The organism is Hellea balneolensis DSM 19091 (assembly GCF_000428525.1).
GTDB lineage: Bacteria > Pseudomonadota > Alphaproteobacteria > Caulobacterales > Maricaulaceae > Hellea > Hellea balneolensis.
This window is the reverse complement of record NZ_AUAC01000007.1, coordinates 95,533-116,475: the sequence shown is the minus strand read 5'-3', so window position 1 is coordinate 116,475 and position 20,943 is coordinate 95,533. Positions and strand designations below refer to the sequence as shown.

21 protein-coding genes are annotated in these 20,943 nt (G+C 49.2%); 11 read left to right on the top strand and 10 right to left on the bottom strand.

Annotation, left to right across the window (positions count from 1 at the left end; genetic code table 11):
- Positions 1-10 precede the first annotated feature (10 nt).
- From F569_RS0112365 to F569_RS0112355, 3 genes are all read left to right on the top strand, one after another.
- Positions 11-916: a hydrogen peroxide-inducible genes activator gene (locus tag F569_RS0112365; RefSeq protein WP_026942454.1), complete on the top strand. Its 906-nt coding sequence runs from the start codon at positions 11-13 to the stop codon at positions 914-916.
- A 52-nt stretch (positions 917-968) separates the two neighbouring features.
- The gene (gene lepA, locus F569_RS0112360) at positions 969-2,774 is read left to right on the top strand and encodes a translation elongation factor 4 (protein WP_026942453.1); all 1,806 of its coding nucleotides are present in this window, start codon (positions 969-971) and stop codon (positions 2,772-2,774) included.
- A gap of 133 nt (positions 2,775-2,907) precedes the next feature.
- Positions 2,908-3,213 (top strand): GIY-YIG nuclease family protein, encoded by a 306-nt coding sequence (locus tag F569_RS0112355; RefSeq protein WP_026942452.1) that lies wholly within the window; start codon positions 2,908-2,910, stop codon positions 3,211-3,213.
- A gap of 54 nt (positions 3,214-3,267) precedes the next feature.
- Here F569_RS0112355 and F569_RS0112350 read toward each other — a convergent pair whose 3' ends face one another.
- From F569_RS0112350 to F569_RS0112330, 5 genes are all read right to left on the bottom strand, one after another.
- A complete protein-coding gene (locus tag F569_RS0112350) occupies positions 3,268-3,984 on the bottom strand; it encodes a thioredoxin domain-containing protein (protein WP_026942451.1) in 717 nt (238 codons plus the stop codon).
- 235 nt (positions 3,985-4,219) lie between these two features.
- Positions 4,220-7,204, bottom strand: a complete 2,985-nt coding sequence (ileS, locus tag F569_RS0112345) for an isoleucine--tRNA ligase (protein WP_026942450.1) — start codon at positions 7,202-7,204, stop codon at positions 4,220-4,222.
- 154 nt (positions 7,205-7,358) lie between these two features.
- On the bottom strand, positions 7,359-7,955 hold the full coding sequence (locus F569_RS0112340; RefSeq protein WP_026942449.1) for a hypothetical protein: 597 nt from the start codon (positions 7,953-7,955) through the stop codon (positions 7,359-7,361).
- Between the two features lie 59 nt (positions 7,956-8,014).
- A complete protein-coding gene (locus tag F569_RS0112335) occupies positions 8,015-8,392 on the bottom strand; it encodes a hypothetical protein (protein WP_026942448.1) in 378 nt (125 codons plus the stop codon).
- Between the two features lie 55 nt (positions 8,393-8,447).
- A complete protein-coding gene (locus tag F569_RS0112330) occupies positions 8,448-9,056 on the bottom strand; it encodes a glutathione S-transferase family protein (protein ID WP_026942447.1) in 609 nt (202 codons plus the stop codon).
- A 232-nt stretch (positions 9,057-9,288) separates the two neighbouring features.
- Between F569_RS0112330 and F569_RS0112325 the strand changes: the two genes are divergently transcribed.
- On the top strand, positions 9,289-9,891 hold the full coding sequence (locus F569_RS0112325; protein WP_026942446.1) for a hypothetical protein: 603 nt from the start codon (positions 9,289-9,291) through the stop codon (positions 9,889-9,891).
- Positions 9,892-9,945: 54 nt separating this feature from the next.
- Here the strand turns inward: F569_RS0112325 and F569_RS19585 are convergent, their stop codons facing one another.
- From F569_RS19585 to cysS, 3 genes are all read right to left on the bottom strand, one after another.
- The gene (locus F569_RS19585; protein WP_154813742.1) at positions 9,946-10,110 is read right to left on the bottom strand and encodes a hypothetical protein; all 165 of its coding nucleotides are present in this window, start codon (positions 10,108-10,110) and stop codon (positions 9,946-9,948) included.
- A gap of 90 nt (positions 10,111-10,200) precedes the next feature.
- Positions 10,201-10,497 carry a GIY-YIG nuclease family protein gene (locus F569_RS0112315; RefSeq protein WP_026942445.1) on the bottom strand — a complete coding sequence of 99 codons (297 nt, stop codon included), beginning with the start codon at positions 10,495-10,497 and terminating at the stop codon, positions 10,201-10,203.
- A gap of 161 nt (positions 10,498-10,658) precedes the next feature.
- The gene (gene cysS / locus F569_RS0112310) at positions 10,659-12,161 is read right to left on the bottom strand and encodes a cysteine--tRNA ligase (protein ID WP_026942444.1); all 1,503 of its coding nucleotides are present in this window, start codon (positions 12,159-12,161) and stop codon (positions 10,659-10,661) included.
- 24 nt (positions 12,162-12,185) lie between these two features.
- Here cysS and F569_RS0112305 point away from each other — a divergent pair, with 24 nt between their 5' ends.
- The gene (locus F569_RS0112305) at positions 12,186-12,794 is read left to right on the top strand and encodes a hypothetical protein (protein WP_026942443.1); all 609 of its coding nucleotides are present in this window, start codon (positions 12,186-12,188) and stop codon (positions 12,792-12,794) included.
- Positions 12,795-12,864: 70 nt separating this feature from the next.
- Positions 12,865-13,485 carry a GTP cyclohydrolase I FolE gene (gene folE, locus F569_RS0112300; protein ID WP_026942442.1) on the top strand — a complete coding sequence of 207 codons (621 nt, stop codon included), beginning with the start codon at positions 12,865-12,867 and terminating at the stop codon, positions 13,483-13,485.
- A 241-nt stretch (positions 13,486-13,726) separates the two neighbouring features.
- On the opposite strand, the gene F569_RS0112295 is transcribed toward folE, so the two are convergent.
- Positions 13,727-14,689 (bottom strand): glycerophosphodiester phosphodiesterase family protein, encoded by a 963-nt coding sequence (locus F569_RS0112295; RefSeq protein WP_051279859.1) that lies wholly within the window; start codon positions 14,687-14,689, stop codon positions 13,727-13,729.
- A gap of 329 nt (positions 14,690-15,018) precedes the next feature.
- Positions 15,019-15,321, bottom strand: coding sequence for a 50S ribosomal protein L28 (gene rpmB / locus F569_RS0112290; RefSeq protein WP_026942440.1), 303 nt, complete (start codon positions 15,319-15,321; stop codon positions 15,019-15,021).
- A gap of 250 nt (positions 15,322-15,571) precedes the next feature.
- On the opposite strand from rpmB, the gene F569_RS0112285 reads away from it, so the two are divergent.
- From F569_RS0112285 to F569_RS0112265, 5 genes are all read left to right on the top strand, one after another.
- Positions 15,572-16,468, top strand: a complete 897-nt coding sequence (locus F569_RS0112285) for a DUF3108 domain-containing protein (protein ID WP_026942439.1) — start codon at positions 15,572-15,574, stop codon at positions 16,466-16,468.
- A 23-nt stretch (positions 16,469-16,491) separates the two neighbouring features.
- Positions 16,492-19,380, top strand: coding sequence for a helicase-related protein (locus F569_RS0112280; protein ID WP_026942438.1), 2,889 nt, complete (start codon positions 16,492-16,494; stop codon positions 19,378-19,380).
- Position 19,381: 1 nt separating this feature from the next.
- Positions 19,382-19,702 carry a S4 domain-containing protein gene (locus tag F569_RS19980; protein WP_051279858.1) on the top strand — a complete coding sequence of 107 codons (321 nt, stop codon included), beginning with the start codon at positions 19,382-19,384 and terminating at the stop codon, positions 19,700-19,702.
- A 66-nt stretch (positions 19,703-19,768) separates the two neighbouring features.
- Positions 19,769-20,113 carry a ferredoxin FdxA gene (gene fdxA, locus F569_RS0112270; RefSeq protein ID WP_026942436.1) on the top strand — a complete coding sequence of 115 codons (345 nt, stop codon included), beginning with the start codon at positions 19,769-19,771 and terminating at the stop codon, positions 20,111-20,113.
- Positions 20,114-20,286: 173 nt separating this feature from the next.
- Positions 20,287-20,901 carry a CarD family transcriptional regulator gene (locus F569_RS0112265; RefSeq protein ID WP_026942435.1) on the top strand — a complete coding sequence of 205 codons (615 nt, stop codon included), beginning with the start codon at positions 20,287-20,289 and terminating at the stop codon, positions 20,899-20,901.
- Positions 20,902-20,943: the final 42 nt, after the last annotated feature.

Below are 20,943 nucleotides of genomic sequence, written 5' to 3'. Positions count from 1 at the left end.
GACTCCTCCAATGAACTTACGTGACCTAGATTATATATGTGCTGTGGCTGACCTGAAGCATTTTGGGCGGGCGGCGGAGAGGTGTCATGTGAGTCAGCCGACTCTGTCAGGGCAAATAAAAAAATTGGAAGAACAGCTTGGCGTGACCCTGTTTGAGCGCAGCCATAAAGGCATAAGGGTGACGGATATTGGCGAGGATATTATTTCAATCGCTCGCGAAGCCCGTGATGCTGCGCAGCGTATCAAAGCCGCAGCCGCAGCTGCGCAAGACCCACTAGCAGGGACTTTATCGCTCGGCCTTATCCCGACCATCGCGCCTTATCTCATCCCCTTATTTGTCGCCAGAATACAAACTGCAATGCCAAATTTATCTGTCGCTTATCGCGAGGATATTACTGACCGCTTAAATGAGGCCCTACTTAAAGGAGAGCTTGATGCTGCCATCCTCGCGACGCCGCCCGAAGACAATAACCTCTGCGCAATAGAGCTTTACAGCGAACCGTTTTGGCTTCTCTTTCCAGAAGGTCATGAATTACGGAAGCTTGAAGAGGCCAGCATGAAAGACGTAAAAGAAGACGATGTCTTGCTATTGACTGAGGGGCATTGTTTCCGTGATCAAGCTCTCTCAATTTGTCGGCCCGTTCAAAAACGCCGCCGTCAGTCACTTCGCGCCACAAGTCTTGAAACACTGATAAATCTTGTGGCCTCAGGCCAAGGCGTCACCCTTGTCCCAGCCCTTGCCATGCGCGGCGGATGGAGCAAAGAACTCGGCCTGTCCAGCCATGAGCTGACCGATGAGGGAGCCGAACGCCAAATCTATCTGACCTACCGCAAACGCTTTCCCCGCATCAAAGCAGTAAAGGCTTTGGCAGCGCTTATTCAAGAGGGTCTGCCGGAAAGCGTGAAGGCCGCCTAGTGCGGCAGCAAACCACGCTTGCTAATCCTGCAATCCCCCTTAAATAAGCGCTATGACAGTGCAAAAAAATATCCGTAACTTTTCCATCGTGGCGCATATTGATCACGGGAAATCGACTTTAGCCGACCGGCTGATTTCCTTTACGGGAGGGCTATCTGACCGCGAGATGTCAGAGCAAGTGCTCGACAATATGGATATTGAAAAAGAGCGCGGCATTACAATTAAGGCACAGACGGTGCGTCTCGAATATAAAGCCAAAGACGGCGAAGATTATGTTCTAAACCTGATGGACACGCCGGGTCATGTGGACTTTGCTTATGAAGTGTCGCGAAGTCTTTCGGCTTGCGAAGGGTCGATCCTTGTCGTGGATGCGTCGCAAGGCGTGGAAGCACAAACGCTCGCCAATGTCTATCAAGCGATTGAGCACGACCATGAAATCGTGCCTGTCCTGAATAAAATCGACCTTCCCGCGGCTGAACCTGACCGTGTGCGCGCTCAAATTGAAGAAGTCATCGGTATTGATGCCAGTGAAGCCATAGAGTGCTCCGCCAAATCCGGCATCGGCATTCAAGAGGTATTGGAGGCGATTTGCGACAAGCTCCCCGCTCCCACAGAAGGCGACCCCTCTAAGCCCTTAAAAGCCATGCTCGTCGATGCGTGGTATGATCAATATATGGGCGTTGTGGTGCTCTTCCGCGTGATCGAAGGCACTGTCAAAAAAGGCATGCGCATCCGTACCATGAATACCGGCGCGAATTACACCGTCGATAAGGTGGGTTATTTCCTACCTAAACCGACCGACACAGATTCCATCGGCCCCGGCGAAGTGGGTTTCCTCACGGCCTCTATCAAGGAAGTCGCCGACGCCGCTGTGGGCGATACAATTACCGAAGATAAGCGCCCGACTGAGACCGCGCTGGACGGCTTTAAGCCCGCACAGCCCGTCGTCTTTTGTGGTATCTTCCCAGTCGATGCGGCCGATTTCGAAGATTTACGCGCCGCTATGGGCCGTCTGCGCCTCAATGATGCGAGCTTCAGCTATGAGATGGAAACCTCTGCCGCGCTAGGCTTTGGCTTCCGTTGCGGCTTTTTAGGGCTGCTCCATTTGGAAATTATCCAAGAGCGTCTGGAACGAGAATTTGACCTCGACCTTATCACCACAGCGCCCTCCGTTGTCTATACACTGGACATGCGCAATGGTGAGTCGCAACAGCTTCACAATCCCGCCGATATGCCTGACGTGATGCAGATTGAGCACATTAAAGAGCCGTGGATTAAAGCCACCATCATGACGCCGGATGATTATCTCGGCGGCATCTTAAAACTCTGCCAAGATCGCCGCGGCGTGCAGACGGGCCTGTCTTATGTCGGCTCCCGCGCCATGGTGGAATATGAATTGCCGCTCAATGAAGTCGTCTTTGATTTCTATGACCGCCTAAAATCCGTCTCCAAAGGCTATGCCAGTTTCGATTATCAAAGCATCGGTCTGAAAGAAGGCGACCTGGTCAAGATGAGTATCCTCGTCAATGGCGATCCCGTCGACGCGCTCTCAATGCTCGTCCACCGTAATAACGCCGAATCTCGCGGCCGCCAAATGTGCGAGCGCCTAAAAGACCTTATCCCAAGACACATGTTCAAAATCCCTGTCCAAGCCGCTATTGGAGGACGCATCATTGCCCGCGAAACCATCGCCGCGATGCGCAAAGACGTGACCGCGAAGTGCTATGGCGGCGATGCGTCAAGAAAACGCAAACTGCTGGATAAGCAGAAAAAAGGTAAGAAGCGGATGCGCCAATTCGGTAAGGTCGAAATTCCGCAGGAAGCGTTTATTGCGGCTTTGAAAATGGACGACTCGTGATCCGTTAGGAATTTTTAATCCGCGGAATTAAAAAATAAGGAATGGCCGAAGCGGCTACGCCGCGCCGGGTGGTGCTCCCTAGCTCTCGTCATCCTCGGGCTTGACCCGAGGACCCATCCTGCGAAACTGAGCTATGATAAGACCTTGCGTATACATACTCGCCTCCGGCATTCATGGCACGCTCTATATTGGCGTAACATCAGACCTGCCCGGTCGTCTCGAACAGCACGAAAACAAACATTTCTCAGGCTTCACGGCGAGATATAACGTCATTCGGCTCGTTTGCTTTGAAGAGTATGAGGATATGGCAACCGCTATCAGGCGTGAGAAAACGATGAAAAAATGGCTGCGCGCTTGGAAGATAGAACTCATCGAGAAAGCGAACCCGCATTGGCATAGATTGGATGCCGAGAGTGGAGAGTTTATATATGATGAATAGTTAAAGTAGTTTGATGGGTCCTCGGGTCAAGCCCGAGGATGACGGGAGAGAGAGTTAAGTTTTAGGACATCGCTTCCTCTCTGTCACAGGCTCCCCCACCTCCGCCATACCAATCTTCTCCAGCGACACGGCCACACCTGCCGCCCAGTCACAGTAAATCTCTTTAGCTTCCCACTCACTCTCTGACGTCATCTCGCCTGTCTTTGGATTTACGAAAACGACAAAGGGTGACCAGACGCGGTGCCAGCCGGCCTCTTCCGCCATCTCTGTTATGCCGAGTTCATCGGCCAAAGCGAGGCCGTGATCGGAGCGCGCATGGAGACGGACAAAGGGTATTTTGACTGAATCTTCTTCGGTTTGGTATTTATCGAACTGAGCCTTAGAGAAATATTGCGCTACATCATGACTGCGCAAGGGGTTACGCGGGTCCATAATTTCTGACTCGAGCTTGATGCAATAAGGGCATTTATTAAATCCGAAAATGACCATGAGCGGCTTATTCATGGCATTAGCAGTGCCCAGAGCGCGGGTATAGATGAGTTTAGAATCGCGGCAATTATGATATTTCATATCACGAGGCACTTCGTCTTCACAGCCCTTCACGCGGGGAATGGCATTATAATCAATCGCTGTTTTGAAAAGCGGCGCTTTCTCAAAGGCGGCCAATTCAGTTTTTAGCGCCGCCGTACTTGCAGGAGTCGCGGGATCTTTTGACCCACACGCCGTCAGCAGCAGCGCAATTATAATTATAAGGATAAATCGAATACGCATATGAAAGTCCCTCTTTTGATCTGCGGTTAGCCACAAACGGGATTAAATGACAATAACGTTTTTGCGAGTTAAGCCCTATTTTAATTTGTCATTCCGTATCACTTTTTTAGCGTGCTAAAAGTGGTGGACCCATGACTTGATGGTGCGCCTAAGTGCAAATCCGCCGATATACGAAATGTTAAGGCATGGGTTCCGCCACGACTTTGTCGTGAGACGGAATGACGAAGAAAGTGAGTTACGCTCCAGACTCAAACGCTTTGACAGCCGCCGCATCTCTCGGCGTGATCTCGCCTTCGCCCACTGCTGCATTTGGTTTGAAATATTTCCAGCTGCGTTCGCATTTTGTCCATCCTGCTTCTTTCAAGTCAGCTACGCTCACATCAGCGGCTTTCTCAGAGAGAGTACATTCGCTTACAATCAGATAATCCGCGAGCGTGTCACTCGGGTCGGCAGGATTTGCGTAAGTCTCTTGGCGGGTGATGCCGAGGGCCGATAGGGCGGAGGTCAGAGCCTCAGTAGCGGGCGCAGTGACGCTGGCCTCGAGGCTTGATTTAATAACCTTGTCCTTGCGCAGCGGTTCAATCGCTTCTGAGGCTTGGGTGCGGAAATCGCGTACCGTTTCCATCTTCGCAGCGATGTCGGCATTCAGCCACCCGTCTGGCGCGTCCCTGAACAATTCCATATGCACAGAGCCATCCTCGCTCGGATGGCGCGCTTGCCAGACTTCTTCCATGGTGAAGCACATGATGGGGGCGAGCCATGTTGTCAGGCGTTGGAACACTTCATCGATGACCGTGCGGCAGGCGCGGCGACGTGTGGAGTTCAGCGGATCGCAATAGAGCGCGTCCTTGCGGATATCGAAATAGAAAGCCGAGAGATCCACGGTGCAGAAATTAAACAGCGTGCTGAAAATCTTCTTGTGGTCGTGATTGCGCACGGCGGCTTCATGTTCAGTGGTGATTTCCGCGAGGCGGTGCAGCACCCACTTTTCGAGCGCCGGCATATCGTTATAGTCCACCGCGTCCGCTTCGTCATATCCGTCTAGCGCGCCAATCATATAGCGCAGCGTATTGCGAAGCTTGCGATAAGCATCGACATTAGTTTGGATAATCTCACGGCCGATTTTTAGGTCATTCGCCCAATCGGAACTGGCCGTCCAGATACGCATGATTTCTGCGCCATATTGTTTGGAAATGTCTTCGGGGCTCATGGTGTTGCCGAGCGATTTGGACATTTTCAGCCCCTTCTCATCGACAACGAAGCCGTGGGTCAGCACGCCATCATAAGGCGCTTCGCCGTAAACCGCGCAACTCTCGAGGAGCGAGCTTTGGAACCAACCGCGATGTTGGTCGGAGCCTTCGAGATAGAGGTCGGCACGGTCTTTTAAATCGTCACGGCGCTTGAGGCAAAAGGCATGGGTCGAGCCCGAGTCAAACCAGACATCGAGGATATCTGTGACCTTGCTCCAACCGTCATTGCTATCAGGCATAAAGTCTTCAAGCGGGGTTTCAAACCAGCCATCGACGCCTACCTTTTCAACGGCGGCGAGGATACGCGTATTAATCGCGTCGGCATCGTCGCGTTCTGTGTGTAGCTCTCCATTGGGGCCAACCATCAGCGTGATAGGCACGCCCCAATTGCGCTGACGGCTGATGAGCCAGTCGGGACGGTCGGCAACCATTGTGCCGATACGGTTACGTCCGCGATCCGGCCAGAATTTCGTCTTTTCAATCTCGGCCACAGCCTTATCGCGCAGTCCGCCTTTGGACATAGAGATAAACCATTGCGGCGTGGCGCGGCGAATGACGGGGGCTTTAGAACGCCAAGAGTGAGCATCCCGTAGGGTGAGCATGCCGCGCGCCAAAAGGTTACCGCATTCGACAAGCGCTTTGAGGACTTCGGGATTGGCCTTACCGTCTTGCCCGCGTTTCTTACCGCTCGTGCGGATAACATCCAGCCCTTGGAAACGGGTCGGCATCACCTCGGTATAACAGCCCGCATCGTCGAGCGTCATAGGCACGACGGGAGCAATGCCCAACGCTTCGAGCTTTTTCTGATTGGAAATCCAAACCACATAGTCATCCTCACCATGGCTCGGCGCGGTATGGACAAACCCCGTACCCGCATCAGCGGTAACGTGGTCGCCACAGAGCATCGGCACTGGGTAGTCATATTTCCCTTCAGCGCCCTCCATACTCTTAAGAGGGTGATCTAAAAGTGCATCTTCATAAAAATATGAACTTACCGTCCTCAGTCTTTTAGCAGATTTAATCAGACCAGCTTTAGCAACATTCTCCCAAAGATTATCCGCTACAATTAGTTTATCTCCAACTTTCGACCACGGGCTGAAGTCACTTTCTTCCAATTCCGTGACTTCATAAAGTCCGCATCTGATATTCAAGGCGTAACTTACAGCGCGGTTAGCAGGAATAGTCCAAGGTGTTGTAGTCCAAATGACTACGGAAGCTCCGTCAAACATTGTCATATCAACTATATTTGGCGCCCCATCAGCTGTTACTGGTAATAAGCTTTTTGTGCCTGTCATTGGCCGAACAGGAAACTTCACATAAATCTGCGTGGCCTTTCTATCCGCATATTCCACCTCGGCTTCGGCGAGGGCTGTCTGCTCGACGGGGCTCCACATGATGGGTTTTGAGCCGCGATAGAGCTGCCCTGTCTTCGCGATTTTCAGGAGCTCTCCGCAGATATCGGCCTCGGATTGGAAGTTCATCGTCTTATAGGGATTATCCCATTCACCGACGACGCCGAGGCGTTTAAATTCTTCGCGCTGCACATCGAGCCATTCGCTCGCATATTCGCGGCAGCGCGTACGAAATTCCGGGCCGCTGACTTCATCCTTGCTGCGGCCTTTACCGCGAAATTCTTCTTCGACTTTCCATTCAATCGGCAGGCCATGGCAATCCCAGCCCGGCACATAATGCGCATCATAGCCCAACATTTGATGGGAACGATTGACGATGTCTTTGAGAATTTTATTCAGCGCTGTCCCCATATGGATATGGCCATTGGCATAGGGCGGGCCGTCATGCAGGATATATTGCTTGCGGCCTTTGGATTGCTCGCGCAGGCGTTCAAATAATCCGATTTTGTTCCAGTGCGCGAGCCATTCCGGCTCTTTCTTGGGCAGGCCAGCCCGCATAGGGAAATCGGTCTTTGGGAGGAAGAGCGTGTCGCGATAATCGCGTTTTTCAGATGTCATTTTAATCTCGGAAATGGGTGTTGATAGTCAGGCGTCATTATCTCGGTAAGCCGTTAGCCTACCGAGCTTATAATTCGTATGACTATGGCTCTGTTCAACATAGGCGCGGCGTAACATAGGCGGCACGAAGCGTCCAGAGTTTAGATAATAGAGGTTAGATATCTGAGATATAATTTTCGCGCAGATCGGCGCCGACATCTGCGCTGTCCTCCGCCGTCAATTTACGCTCGCCAAGATCACGCCGCGCCAAGGATAAATCGAGCAAATGCTTAAGATCACGCGCCTGCGTTGTACCGCCATGACTATAGGATAAAACGCCCGTAATCACACCAAAGAATAAAAGAGCGATAAAGAGACCAAAAAGAAGGTCATATCCATTACCTGTCTGAAAAAACGCAGTTGCATATTTGGCAATAAGTCCAGGGAAAATTTGATTAAACAGCATTAAAGCGCCCACCAAAATTGTCAGGTTTAGAATTGTCGCCACACGGGCCGCCGCAACGGCTTGCTCATAATTGACTTCGGCGCGGCGATAGAGATAGCTAAGATCTTTACGCGATAGGTTTTTCGTGAGCGAGAAATAGCGCTTTGCTTGCTTACCGCCTTCTAAAATACGCAGACGGTTATACCCCGAGCGTTCAGACAAGCCTGTTTTAAACCATTGCCGCCTTGGCTTTACGCCGTTCCAGTTGCGAAACTCTTTCGCCAATTGGTCCCAAATATCTTCGATATTATAGTCTTGTTCAGCCATATATTTCCATCTCTAATCCCGTTAGAGGTGTCAAGACTTTGTCAAGCTTTAGGAAAGGCTTAACGCGGATTACCGGGCTTTTGCTGATTAAGGTCGATTAATTCGCGTTTTATTTTAGCGAGGGTGAAACCGATATTTCGGCGCTTCATCTGGCCAATCGGAAGATAGGCGAGCCTGTCGCGGTAAGCCTCTTTGTAGCGCCGCTTCATATCAAAATGCATAGAGCGGATCATGAGAATATGCCCGCCCCGCACAATGATAAAATAAAAGGCAAAAAACCCAATAATCACCGCTTTATGATTGAGGCTTATAGCGTCGGGATCAAATATTCGAATAAGGCCTAAGGCGATGATTAGAAAAACAGCGCTCGGCAGGACACATGTCTGCAGCCAATAGCGCAAAGAAAGCCAATCCCGTTCAAGAAGTTCCGGTGTCATAACATCGTTATATACGCCTGCAAGGGCGTAGACGATGCATTTTTATGGGTCGGCTTTATGAGGCGGCGGGCGTATCCGTAATGCGAATGTGCTTTGGATGGTCGCTAACCCGATCACACCATGCCATGATATTTGGATAACGGGTCATTTCAAAACCGCCCTCGCCTGCAACATGGGTGTAAGCATAGAGCGCAATGTCAGCAATGGTCGGGCCGCTGCCGACAAACCAAAGATTATCCGCCAAATGTGCTTCCATCACATCAAGGGCTGCATAGCCCTTTTTATGTAAGGCAGGCAGTTCATTTTCCCGCTGCTCCATTGCATAGTGATGAACGAAACGCGCCACGGCTACATTAGGTTCGTGCTTATATTGCTCAAAAAACATCCATTGCAGACATTTGGCTTGGTCATAAGCGTTACGGGGCCAGTAGGGTGTGCCTTCTGCGAGGAAGAACAGAATGGCATTACTCTCAGCAATTCTGCGGCCCCCCGTGAGCTCAAGCAAAGGTATCTGCCCAGATGGGTTCTTGGCTTTAAAGGCGTCTGTTTGCGTCTCGCCTTTAATAATGTCCAAATTTTCCCACTCATAAGAGATCTTCAAATAAGACAATAGCAGGCGAACCTTGTAACTGTTGCCAGATGGTAAATAATCATAGAGTTTCATCGGTGCCCCCTCAAAAATCCTGTTCGGATAATGCCTTTACTGTAGTATTTTCGATTCTCTTTAGAGAATAAGTTTGACTTTGTTGGAACTTTTTACAGTTACAAACGCTTTTTTTACATACCAACGCCATGAGACTATATCAGTGGCGTTGTTGAACGCTTTGATGACAAAGCATTAGGCTTTGGCTCGCGTTCGTAATTTCATTTCACCTTATAATTTTAAGGAGTTTACTATGACTTATTTACGTCAAATACTTATTGTTTCAGCCGCTTCATTGGCTTTCACCGCTTCACCTGCACTCGCGGGTGACAAGACGCACAAAGACCACATGAAAAAGACTCATGTAACAGCCACGCACAGCGCGATTGCGGATTTAACACCCTCAGAACGCACGGCTTGGGAAACAAAGATAAAAGCTAATATGAGCGCCGAGAAGCAAGCTAAATGGGCGACATATTCGGAAGATAAACAACGGATGTGGATGGACAAAAAGATTATGAAAATGATGTCCGCAGACGCTTCTCAGATGAAGGAATCACCGACAAATTATCAGAATGCCGAGAAGATGTTGCGTAATGACACCGCAGGTGAAATACTGCAAGCTGATGGCGACGCAGACCCCGAAACGGACCGCAAGTTGTTAATGTCAAATGGTAAGCAAATGACAAAATCAAAGCTTATTATTAAAGATAGTGACAACCGCGCGGCAAATAATGCGATCGCCGTCCCGGCGATCAATTCGGATATTTTAACCACCGTCTCATGCCCGGTGGGTACGACGGCCCAGCCCGATATGACATGTCTTGTCACAGGTAATTACGCGCCGACATCATAACAGGCGACTTATAGACCCTCAAAAAAAGCCCCGCTATATTGCGGGGCTTTTTATTTAATTACTGTCAATATCGATACCGTCATCTGAAAACTCAATCGCGAGATCAGGCTTATCAGCCTGTCCTTGCATCACCATATATCCGAGACCCAAAACAACCACGATGAGTGCGCCGACAATCATATAAAGACCTTTGCCGCCATTTCCTGAATTATTAGCCATTCTCTTTCCCTTTATTGCACAGTCTCATGACTGCTGGAAAAGAACACTGCAAAGGCTATTTAGTTCCCTTTGTTCGGATTAGGCCGCGGATTAAGCAGCGATTTGCGAGGCTTTCAGAGGCAACAAATCTTCCCAATTTTCATTTCGCGAGGTAATCAACGCATCTAGCCATTCACGTGAGGCAGACTTAAGCGCCCTAACCCGCGCATCCGCCTTAAACGCACAATCATAGCTCTCGACATAGACCAAGCGATCAATACGAAATTGGGACTGCTTTATCCGCCCAGACCTATGTTGCGCCATACGCCGCAATAAGTCTGGCGTTGAGTTGATAAAGACAGGACCCGGCTGCGCGCCGGATAGGATATAAACGATATGTTCTGACATGAGAACATAAGTGGAACAAAAATGTGAACAAAGTATGAAATTTTCGGGATAAGTTTGGGAAGATAGTCCATAGATAATGACTAAATACCATCAAGCTAGTCTAACTATCTGGGATACTGGGTCCCAGCTTTCGCTGGAGTGAACGGGTGGAGGGGAAGCCCCTACCCCTTACGCCAACTGCTTTTCCCTTCTGAGCCCGATTCAATCACAACGCCCTCAGCTTTAAACTGATCGCGGATTTCGTCGGAGCGTTTGAACATTTCGCCCATTTTGGCCTTATCGCCCGCCTCTTTCGCCGCGAGAGCTTGTGCGCGGACGGAGTCATATTCTTCTACCAAGGCATCGTAATCGAGCCCGCCCTTGAACCACTCTTCTGGGTCTTTTTGGAGGAGGCCTAGGAGGTTCATCATTGTTGACAACCTACTAATCCATTTCTGTTTTTTGCGTTCATCAATATTAGGTCGCGGCGAAGAGACTACCATTGAGGGGTCTTTATTCTCAATGACGTAGTCAATAATATTGTAATAATACATCCATCCAAACATAGCGTTTAAATCATCGAATACATTGTCCGCAAAAGGATGCCCAAAATCTTCCGTAGGAGGAATAGGTTCTATTTCAGAGAAATTTACGTTCAATTTTTGAGCAGACCTATACCAACGATCTAATTGGGCTTTACTATCTTCTAGTAATTTCTCGGTCCAAATGAGCTCACTACGATAATGGGCTGTGAGAAGAGCCAAGCGAATAACTTCACCATCCCAATCTTTCAGCAAGTCGTGAATTAATTTCACATTGCCTAAGCTCTTGGACATCTTGTCCTTCCCCATGTTGAGGAATTCATTATGCACCCAGAAATTAGCTAGCGGTTTGTCATTAGCGCAATGACTTTGGGCGATTTCATTTTCGTGATGAGGGAATTTCAAGTCTATTCCGCCGCAATGAATATCTATGGTTTCACCGAGCACATCTCTAATCATAGCCGAGCATTCAATATGCCAGCCTGGGCGGCCTCGACCATAATTTTTAAAATCCCATCCAGGTTCGTCGTCTTTCGCGGGCTTCCATAAAACGAAGTCACCGGCATTTCGTTTATAACTGGCGACTTCGACACGCGCCCCTGCGAGATTATCTTCAAGCTTTCGCCCAGATAATTTCCCATAGCGCGTATCCATTTTTTTTTCTTTGGCATATTCATCCATGCGCGTGACATCAAAGAGAATATGCCCCTCGGAAAAATAGGCTATGTTCTTGTCCATCAACTCGACAATAATATCCTGCATTTCGTCGATGCTTTCAGTTGCTTTCGGCTGCTCAGTTGGCGGCAAACATCCAATCGCGGCTAAGTCTTCATTATATATATTAGCATATTTCTCGGTAATCACCGATATATCGACGCCTTGCTCTTTGGCACTCTCGATAATCTTATCATCCACATCTGTAATATTCCGCGCATAGATAACATGCTCTTCGCCGTAAATATGGCGGAGCACACGGAACAGCACATCCGCCACCACCGCCGCGCGGGCATTGCCAATATGGGCATAGCTATAGACCGTTGGCCCGCAATTATACATCGTCACGCGCTTTGGGTCTTGTGGCGTGAAGACTTTTTTCTGGCGCGTCAGCGAATTATACAGCGTCAATTGTGGCTTTTCAGTCATAGTGTCCCCATCTAATGAATTGATATGAAAACGCAACAAATCATCACGGCTGTTTTACTCGCTTTTGGCGCGGCTGTCGCAATTGGCAGAGCCATGCAGCCTGATCTAGGTCTGTTGGAATTTACCGTTAAAGATGGCCGCGCCTATGGTAATGGTTATACGGATGACCGGTCTGTTGGCATCGTCAAAGAGCTTGTGAAAGAGCATCCAGAGGTCGATACGATTGTGCTAAAACGAATGTCTGGTACGCGGGACAGTGCGCGTAATATCCTGATCGCGAGAGATATCCGCAAAAATCGCCTCGATACACATCTTGAAAAAAACAGCATCATTGCTTCTGGCGCGGTGGATTTGTTCCTGGCGGGCGAAACCCGCACAATGGAATGCGGGGCTCTGATTGGCGTGCATAGCTGGTCGATTACAGGCCGCATGGATCACATCCGTATCTCCCCCAAAGATATGGGGTATGACCGCAGCCAAAAATATCACGAAAAATTCCTGACCGATATGGGCATCGATCCTGCCTTTTACGCCTATACCCGCGCCGCCGCCGAGCCCGAAGACATTCACTATATGAGCGTTGAAGATATCAATAGGTTCGGCCTCACGACGGAACCATTGGAGTGCGGCTAACGTATTGACATAAACCCTATGCGCTTTTGTCACTGGCAATCTGCATTGTATATACGCTATAGGCCTTGCCATGAGTAAAGACACACCCAAAAAGACTGTCCTTAAAGCCGTGGCCAAAACCCCTCGTCCGTCTAAAGAAGAGGCGATGGCCGCCGTGCGCACGCTTATCGCATGGGCGGGAGACAATCCTGACCGTGAAGGCCTAATTGATACGCCTAAACGCGTCGTGAATGCTTATTCCGAATGGTATCGGGGCTATGACCTTGACCCAGCCGCAGAGTTGTCCCGCGTTTTTGAAGATGTCTCAGGCTATGATGATATGGTTATCTTGCGCGATATTGATGTGGAGAGCCATTGCGAGCACCATATGGCGCCCTTCCTCGGCACAGCCTATGTTGCCTATCTGCCGACGGATAAAGTTGTCGGCATTTCAAAACTGGTTAAAGTTGTCGAGATATTCGCTAAGCGTCTCCAGACCCAAGAAACGATGACGGCGCAAATTGCCGACGCAATTGACGAAGCGCTTAAACCTCGCGGATCAGCCGTGATGATCGACGCCGTTCACCAATGTATGAGCACTCGCGGCGTGCATCATCCCAATGTGAGTACCATCACGACACAGTTCACAGGCGAATTTAAAACTAACCCGGCCCTGCAAGAGCGTTTCCTACGCTTGATTAAACCGACTTAAGCCGCGTCGTTCCGTTTCATCCGCCGCTCGGATTTGACACACATTAAGCGTAGCTTTTGCAGCACACTTCCTTTGATAGATCGGCTATTGCGGCTGGGCGGCCTGAAGGCATGGTTCCCGTAAGTGCAGCGCATAAATGTCCTTCGCTGTAAGTTTTAACAACAGCGCCATAAGGACAGGCGTTTTATGACATCCCAATGACGCCTGGGTAAAGCTTGTATGAAACGTGGTTAGCAAATCGTTAATTTGGGGAGATTTGCGGGCCAATGACTTCAATTTTGTTGGTAAAGACGATGCCTGTATAATTCTTTGGGATAACGTTAAGGTCTTTCGGGGTATCAATTCCAACGCTTCCGTTACCCTCATAAGGCCCTAACAGCATAGAGCGGCTCCCAACAGCCTGAAGACGTTTTTCAAAACGATGTGGCCACCCCCAAATGAAATAACGTAAATTAGACGGCACAGAGACATATGTGTTTTTACAGCTTTCCGGCATGCCACCATACCAACCCGTCAGCGTATATCCCCTTAAACAGGCTTTCACATTCTGCCGTGTTTGAAGGATCATATCGGGGTAAGCAGCGATTATAGGGGCCGCTGCTCTATTCGGCGCGACAAGTCCAAGACGCTCGGCATCTGTGGCAGTGATATAATTCCGATAAACTTCGCCCTCGGAGGCTTTACTATGTTTCAGATTGACCATGAAATTTGTTTCAGGAAAAACTGTCAAAACTTCACGTAATGTTGGCATGATTCCAATAAATTCACCTCGGAATGGATAAGTCTGACCACCATCCGGCGTGTAGCCATATCCAATATCTAATGCTTGCAACTCGGATAGGCTATGGTGGTGTGTCTTGCCGCTGCCATTAGTGCGGCAATCCAATGTCGCATCATGGAAGACGACGATTTCGCCATCTGTTGTGAGTTTTACATCAAGCTCAATAATATCCGCACCTGCTTCTATAGCGGCCCGCATAGAGGAAATAGTATTTTCAATGAAACCGTGAGCAGGTGGATCAATGCGCTCTGCTGTGCATGTCGCATTTGTAAGGCCCTCACGATGATAAGTTTGGTGTACGCCGGGATGGGCGAGAAGACTGAAATCGCCATCCGGCATACCCACAATCCATGACGCATTCATAAGATAAATGCACACCATCGCAGAGGTGAAACCAAAGCCGAAAACTGTTCTTTTCCTCATGACACTCCCTCAAAGACACAGTCTAATTCAAGTGAGGCAGTATTGAGGCTAAATATGCAAACTTGCACAAAAAAGCCCGGGACGAGGCCCGGGCATAGAGTTTGTCGCATCGGGGAAAGAAAAGATGCTTAAGTTTAATAAGCATTGCGGCATAAATGTTTCAATCATAAGCGTTGAATCGAGCCCGCAATGACATAGAGCGTTGAAGAGAGAGGCGGTAATTCGCGAAATTGAATAAATTCTGTGCCTTACCAATCAATATCACCGCATAAAAAAACCGCACTTGCGTTCACAAACGCAGAGCGGTTCTTCGAAAATATGCCAGATTTTTAAGCGTTAGCCGCTTCGAGGTCTGCTTTAGCCTTTACGATCTGCTTTTTGATCTTTTTGGCTTTGTCAGTGAGCTTGTGATTTTTTGTGCCCATCAGGAAGCCGTCAAGACCACCTTTGAAATCGACTGTGCGAAGCGTTGCAGCAGAAATACGCATTTTATACTTTTGGCCAAGCGTTTCTGAAGGGAGCGTTACATTACACAGATTAACGTTAAAACGACGGTTCGTTCTGTTTTTGGCGTGGGATACGTTGTGACCGGACATTGGGCCTGTATCGAGAAGATCGCAGCGACGTGACATTTTTCGCACCTAGTTTAAATATAAAAGGCCCACACATAGGTGGGCTCTGGACAGTTGGGGCGAATTAGAGGGTGAATCGCCGCGCGTCAACCCTTTTTACAGCGATATGCCATCTGGTTTTAAGATAAATTGCCCGCTCGATCTGAAGACTGAATATAACCATTTTTTCATGCGTAGTGGCGCTTTTGTTCAGCTTTACGCTAGTTATGTCATGATAAGACAGTTATCAATGCCTGAATAGGATTTGAACATGAAACGCATAATTACCACGGCTCTGCTAGGCCTCGCTGTATCAGGCGCGGCAAGTGCCGCATTTATTGATCAAAGCCGCAATATGGCTGCCCTCAATGACGGTAACATTATGGCCAAAACCTACACGGTTCCCGCGGCGGGCCCTGACGCCACTGAATTTGATTTCAAGCTAAAAGGCTATGTCTTTGGATTTAAGATGATTACGGCCAATTATACGGGTTGGTATGGCGAGCGTGATTATGCCGTTTATTCTGATCTCAAAACATCCGGTCTTGGGGCGCTTTTGAAAAAATTAGAAATCTGGGCCGTCACAGCGGGCACTTACACGCGCTCTGGCTTAACACCTGATTTTCACATTCAACAGAATATGGACAATAAGAACCGCCGCGTTGAAATGAATTACAATAATAATCGCGGCTATATTCACGTTGCGATTGACCCGCCCATTGGCAGCCAAGGCATCCCTGCCGCAACACCTGCCGAGCGTTACAGTGCTGATGATACAATTTCGGCTGTGCTGAATATGATGATGCGCGGCCAAAAAATTGACGGCTCTGTCTGTTCTGGCGGCGTGCGTGTCTTTGATTCAAAACAGCACTATAATCTGCGCATGGAAAACCAAGGCGCAGGCCGGGCTAAATTTGAAGGCGACAAAGTCGATACAGTTTTATGCCATATATATTATGAGCCCATTTCCGGCTTTGATCCCGAAGATCTGCCTGACGCCGAGGAAGGCGGGACACCTATTGTGATGCACATGAAGGCATTCCCGGAATTGGGGCTCTATGTCCCCGTAAGGTTCACCTATAGAATAAGCTCCATCAAAGCTGTTATTAAGCTTGATGAAATGGTCATAAAAAAGCCGGGCGGAGCCGCTGAAGTTATTGCGGATTAGAGTGAAATCACAGATAAGGAGGCATGGCCTCCCCCTTAAACCCTTCTACCCTGACGGCGATCTTGGGCCCGACCAATACGGGCAAAACCCACTACGCCGTTGAGCGTATGTTGGGCCGCCAATCAGGCATCATCGGGTTGCCTTTACGGTTATTGGCCCGCGAAATTTACGACCGCATCGTCGCAAAAAAAGGCGCCGCGCAATGTGCACTGATCACGGGCGAAGAAAAGATCATTCCGCCCCATGCCCGCTATTATGTCTGCACGGTCGAGGCCATGCCTGTCGAAAAGCGTTTTGCATTTCTAGCCGTTGATGAGGTTCAGCTTATAGCTAATCATGAGCGCGGTCATATTTTCACGGATAGAGTTTTACACGCACGCGGGACGGAGGAAACCTTATTACTAGGCGCGGAAACGGCACGGCCCGTCTTAAAGGCTCTACTCCCTAAGATAAGGTTTGAATATCGTGAGCGCTTTTCTGAGCTCTCATTTGCCGGAGCCGCAAAATTAACGCGGCTGCCTAAACGCTCTGTTATTGTCGCTTTTTCGACTGCTGAGGTTTATGCCATCGCTGAGCTCATCAGGCGCTATCGGGGCGGGGCGGCGGTTGTAATGGGCGGATTATCTCCGCGCACACGCAATTCTCAAGCCGAGATGTTTCAGAATGGTGATGTTGATTTTCTCGTGGCAACCGATGCTGTTGGCATGGGCCTAAATCTGGATACAGATCATGTCGCTTTTGCGAGTCTATCAAAATATGACGGGCGGCGCAGACGCTATCTTACGCCTATGGAGGCAGGACAAATCGCAGGACGTGCAGGACGATTTCGCAATAATGGCACATTCGGCACCACGGCGGATTGCCTCCCGATGGATGAAGAGTTGGTTAAGCGTATTGAGGATCACGATTTTGAACCTCTGCATTCCGCCGAATGGCGCAATACGGCTTTGGATTTCAGCTCTTTAGCTGCGCTTTCGGAAAGCCTTCACGCGCCCAAGCCGCACCGCCGCTTACGCCGTATTAGAGGCGCGGACGATGAAGCCGCCTTTGAGCGCATGGTCGCTATAGATGAGGTCTCAAATGGGATTAAAGTTCCCGCACAAGTCAAACAGCTCTGGGATGTTTGCCAAATTCCTGACTTTCGCAACCTGACGATTGATGCCCATGTGCGCCTTTTGCAGGATATTTACAGATTACTCTACGCCAATGGCGGCAAAATTCCTGATAGCTTTATGGAAAAGCACATCTTACGCTTGGATGAGACATTGGGGGATGTTGATATCCTCTCCTCACGGCTCGCAAATATTCGGACATGGACCTATTGCGCGAATAAGGCCTCTTGGATGGGGCATGAAAATAATTGGGTAAATCGTGCACGCGAGGTTGAAGACAGACTATCGGATGCGCTACACGAAGCTCTCATGGCTCGTTTTGTTGATCGCAGAACGAACAGGCTTTTAAAAGGCATCGGATCAGAGAGCTATATGAATGCAACAGTAAAAGACAATGGTGACGTCTTGGTAGATGACCAAATTATAGGTCATTTAGAGGGCTTGAAATTCACGCCCGCACAAAGTCACTCAGAGCTCGAGGCCAAAGCGCTTAATTCTGCCGCGGAAAAAGCCGTTGCTCCCGAAGTTGATCGAAGGCTGACGAGTCTATGCGGCGGTGTCCACAGCATATTCACCCTCTCTGATCGCGGCGAGATTTTATGGGGCGGAAAAATTGTCGGCAAAGTCGGCTCTGGCGGAACGCCTATGAACCCTGACGCTGAACTTGTTGGCGGCGAACTCGGTAATGAGACGCTCAAGAATCTGGCGATCTCACGTATGCGCGATCACCTACGCGCCGAAGCGGCCAATTATTTTAAGCCTTTGCTCGAACTTCAGGAAATTCAAGCCCGCGAGACAACGCTGCCCGAGGCCAAAGGCTTTGCTTACACGCTCTATGAGAATTTCGGGACAGTTGAGCGACAAGACCACTGGAAGACCCTTCGCGATTTGGATCAAAAAGCGCGGGCCCAATTGCGCGAAGCCAATGTGCAATTTGGCCAATACAATATTTACATCCGTGACCTGATTAAGCCCAAAGCCGCGCGGCTTTTAAGTGTTTTATCGGCTTACGGTGCGGGCGGTGACCGCAAACCCTTCATCCCTTTTGCCGGTGTTACATCCATTCCCAATGAAGGCGAATTTGCGAGTGAAAACTTCTCACAACAAGCTTTAACCTTAGCGGGTTATAAAGCTGTGGGGCCGCGAATTGCGCGCTTTGATATCCTCAACCGTCTTGGCAATCAAATCCGCCAAGCGCAAAAACAAAATGAAGCTCTGGGGCGCGGTAAAAAATTTCAAATCATGCAGGAAATGCTCGCTATAATGGGCTGCGGCTATGAAGATATGCAAGGCGTATTGAAAGCTTTGGGATTTCAATCAGAAACTATAAAAGCCGAAGACTTACCACCCGCCCCGGAGAATGCGACTGATAAGCCTGTTGCGGATGAGCCAAAGCCAGTAGCCACAACATCTGATGTTCCTGAAGCCAAAGAAGCAATAACCGAAACTGCGCCGACCCCCGAAACGCCTGAGACTAGCGTAACGACAGCTTCTGTAACAACTCAGCCTGCTAAAAAGAATAAGCGAGATAAAGAGCTCAGCATTTATCATCACCGCGCAGAACAAGAGGACGGCACAACCGCAGAGGTTCTCAATACTGAATTTTGGTATATGCCTCGCAAAAAACCCCAATTTAAACCGCGCAATCAAAATTCCCGTCACGGCGGAAATGCTAAGGGTAAATTTAAGGGTAAACGCAAATCCGCCGAGCAAGGGTATAAGCCTAAGCCGAAACCCGCCCGAAAGCTTGAGGACTCTCCATTTGCGGCCCTTGCCGCGCTAAAAAACAAGAAAGATTAGTTTGGGACGACGCCAACAAGTTTCGGACGAGAATGGTGCCCTTCAAGATGAGGGTTGCCGCCTCGATGTTTGGTTATACCGTACCCGTATCTTCAAAACGCGCAGTCTGGCCACTAAAATGATATTAGGCGGCAAGATCAGGCTTACCCGAAACGGGCGGACAGAACGCATCCGCAAACCCGGCGTCCAAATAAGACCCGGACAAGAAGTGACTTTCATGCGCGGTAAAACTCTGATGCAGATTGAGATGCTTAGTGCCGGCACACGCCGCGGACCTGCCTCTGAGGCGCAATCGCTCTATCGTGACCATTCCGCCGCTTGACAATATGAGCCTGTATTGCCACATCGCAATTTGAAGTAAGGCCCCCCTGAAACTAGGAATGCTGAAATGACCTATATCGTCAAAGACGAATGCGTGAAGTGCAAATTTATGGATTGCGTAGAAGTCTGTCCTGTAGATTGCTTTTATGAGGGTGAGAACATGCTTGTCATCCATCCTGACGAATGCATTGATTGCGGCGTCTGCGAACCGGAATGCCCTGTGGATGCGATTGTTCCGGATACAGAGGATGACCCGGACGGGAAATGGCTGGCAATTAATTCAAAATATGCAGAAATCTGGCCTGTCATTACGATTAAAAAGGATCCGCCTGAAGATCGCGAAAAATACGAGTCCGAAACAGGAAAATTTGAAAAATACTTCAGTGCGGAACCTGGAACAGGTGACGAATAAGCTCTTTTTCAAGCCAAAATGATATAAAAGCACCACAGACTCGCTATTTGTCGTTTTTTGTGGTATAGTAGTTTAAATCAGAACGATGCGACCTCAAAAGCCGCGTCGTTTTGTTATTATATAGGCATTGATATCCTATTTGTGGGATTAAAAATTAAAGGGCATTTCCAGACATGGCGACAAAAAAAACAGCTGCCAAAAAGACAGCGAAAAAAACGACATCCAAAAAGAAACTTTTTAAAGCAGGTCAACACATTGTCTATCCGGCTCACGGCGTCGGCAAAGTCACAGGCATTGAGCAGGACGTTATAGCGGGTTTTGATATTGAAACCTATGTCGTTCATTTCGAGCAAGACAAAATGACATTGCGCGTCCCGACAGATAAAGCAGCCACATCCGGTATGCGAGCCCTTTCCAATGAACTCATACTGAAAGACTCATTCACGACGCTTAAAGGCCGCGCACGTATCAAGCGTACCATGTGGAGCCGCCGCGCACAGGAATATGAAGCCAAAATCAATTCCGGCGACCTTATTCTTGTCTCAGAAGTTGTCAGAGATCTGCACCGCACCGACGCACAACCAGAGCAAAGCTATTCAGAGCGCCAACTCTATGAGCGCGCAACAGACCGCATGGTGCGTGAAGTCGCAGCGATTAAGAAAATAGACCGCGGCGCAGCGCTTGAAGAAGTTCTCGAAACTCTAACAAAAGCACGGACGCGCCAAGCCGCAAAAGCTGCGAAAGAGGCAGAAGATAATGATAATGGTGAGGAGACTGCCGCAGCCTAACACAGTTATAATCACTAAAAGTTGAAGCATCCTGTTCATCAC

Bases quoted from the DNA above. Each gene is read 5' to 3' on its own strand.
- F569_RS0112365 (WP_026942454.1), top strand. From the start codon at position 11: ATGAACTTACGTGACCTAGATTATATATGTGCTGTGGCTGACCTGAAG.
- lepA (WP_026942453.1), top strand. From the start codon at position 969: ATGACAGTGCAAAAAAATATCCGTAACTTTTCCATCGTGGCGCATATT.
- F569_RS0112355 (WP_026942452.1), top strand. From the start codon at position 2,908: ATGATAAGACCTTGCGTATACATACTCGCCTCCGGCATTCATGGCACG.
- F569_RS0112350 (WP_026942451.1), bottom strand. From the start codon at position 3,984: ATGCGTATTCGATTTATCCTTATAATTATAATTGCGCTGCTGCTGACG.
- ileS (WP_026942450.1), bottom strand. From the start codon at position 7,204: ATGACATCTGAAAAACGCGATTATCGCGACACGCTCTTCCTCCCAAAG.
- F569_RS0112340 (WP_026942449.1), bottom strand. From the start codon at position 7,955: ATGGCTGAACAAGACTATAATATCGAAGATATTTGGGACCAATTGGCG.
- F569_RS0112335 (WP_026942448.1), bottom strand. From the start codon at position 8,392: ATGACACCGGAACTTCTTGAACGGGATTGGCTTTCTTTGCGCTATTGG.
- F569_RS0112330 (WP_026942447.1), bottom strand. From the start codon at position 9,056: ATGAAACTCTATGATTATTTACCATCTGGCAACAGTTACAAGGTTCGC.
- F569_RS0112325 (WP_026942446.1), top strand. From the start codon at position 9,289: ATGACTTATTTACGTCAAATACTTATTGTTTCAGCCGCTTCATTGGCT.
- F569_RS19585 (WP_154813742.1), bottom strand. From the start codon at position 10,110: ATGGCTAATAATTCAGGAAATGGCGGCAAAGGTCTTTATATGATTGTC.
- F569_RS0112315 (WP_026942445.1), bottom strand. From the start codon at position 10,497: ATGTCAGAACATATCGTTTATATCCTATCCGGCGCGCAGCCGGGTCCT.
- cysS (WP_026942444.1), bottom strand. From the start codon at position 12,161: ATGACTGAAAAGCCACAATTGACGCTGTATAATTCGCTGACGCGCCAG.
- F569_RS0112305 (WP_026942443.1), top strand. From the start codon at position 12,186: ATGAAAACGCAACAAATCATCACGGCTGTTTTACTCGCTTTTGGCGCG.
- folE (WP_026942442.1), top strand. From the start codon at position 12,865: ATGAGTAAAGACACACCCAAAAAGACTGTCCTTAAAGCCGTGGCCAAA.
- F569_RS0112295 (WP_051279859.1), bottom strand. From the start codon at position 14,689: ATGAGGAAAAGAACAGTTTTCGGCTTTGGTTTCACCTCTGCGATGGTG.
- rpmB (WP_026942440.1), bottom strand. From the start codon at position 15,321: ATGTCACGTCGCTGCGATCTTCTCGATACAGGCCCAATGTCCGGTCAC.
- F569_RS0112285 (WP_026942439.1), top strand. From the start codon at position 15,572: ATGAAACGCATAATTACCACGGCTCTGCTAGGCCTCGCTGTATCAGGC.
- F569_RS0112280 (WP_026942438.1), top strand. From the start codon at position 16,492: ATGGCCTCCCCCTTAAACCCTTCTACCCTGACGGCGATCTTGGGCCCG.
- fdxA (WP_026942436.1), top strand. From the start codon at position 19,769: ATGACCTATATCGTCAAAGACGAATGCGTGAAGTGCAAATTTATGGAT.
- F569_RS0112265 (WP_026942435.1), top strand. From the start codon at position 20,287: ATGGCGACAAAAAAAACAGCTGCCAAAAAGACAGCGAAAAAAACGACA.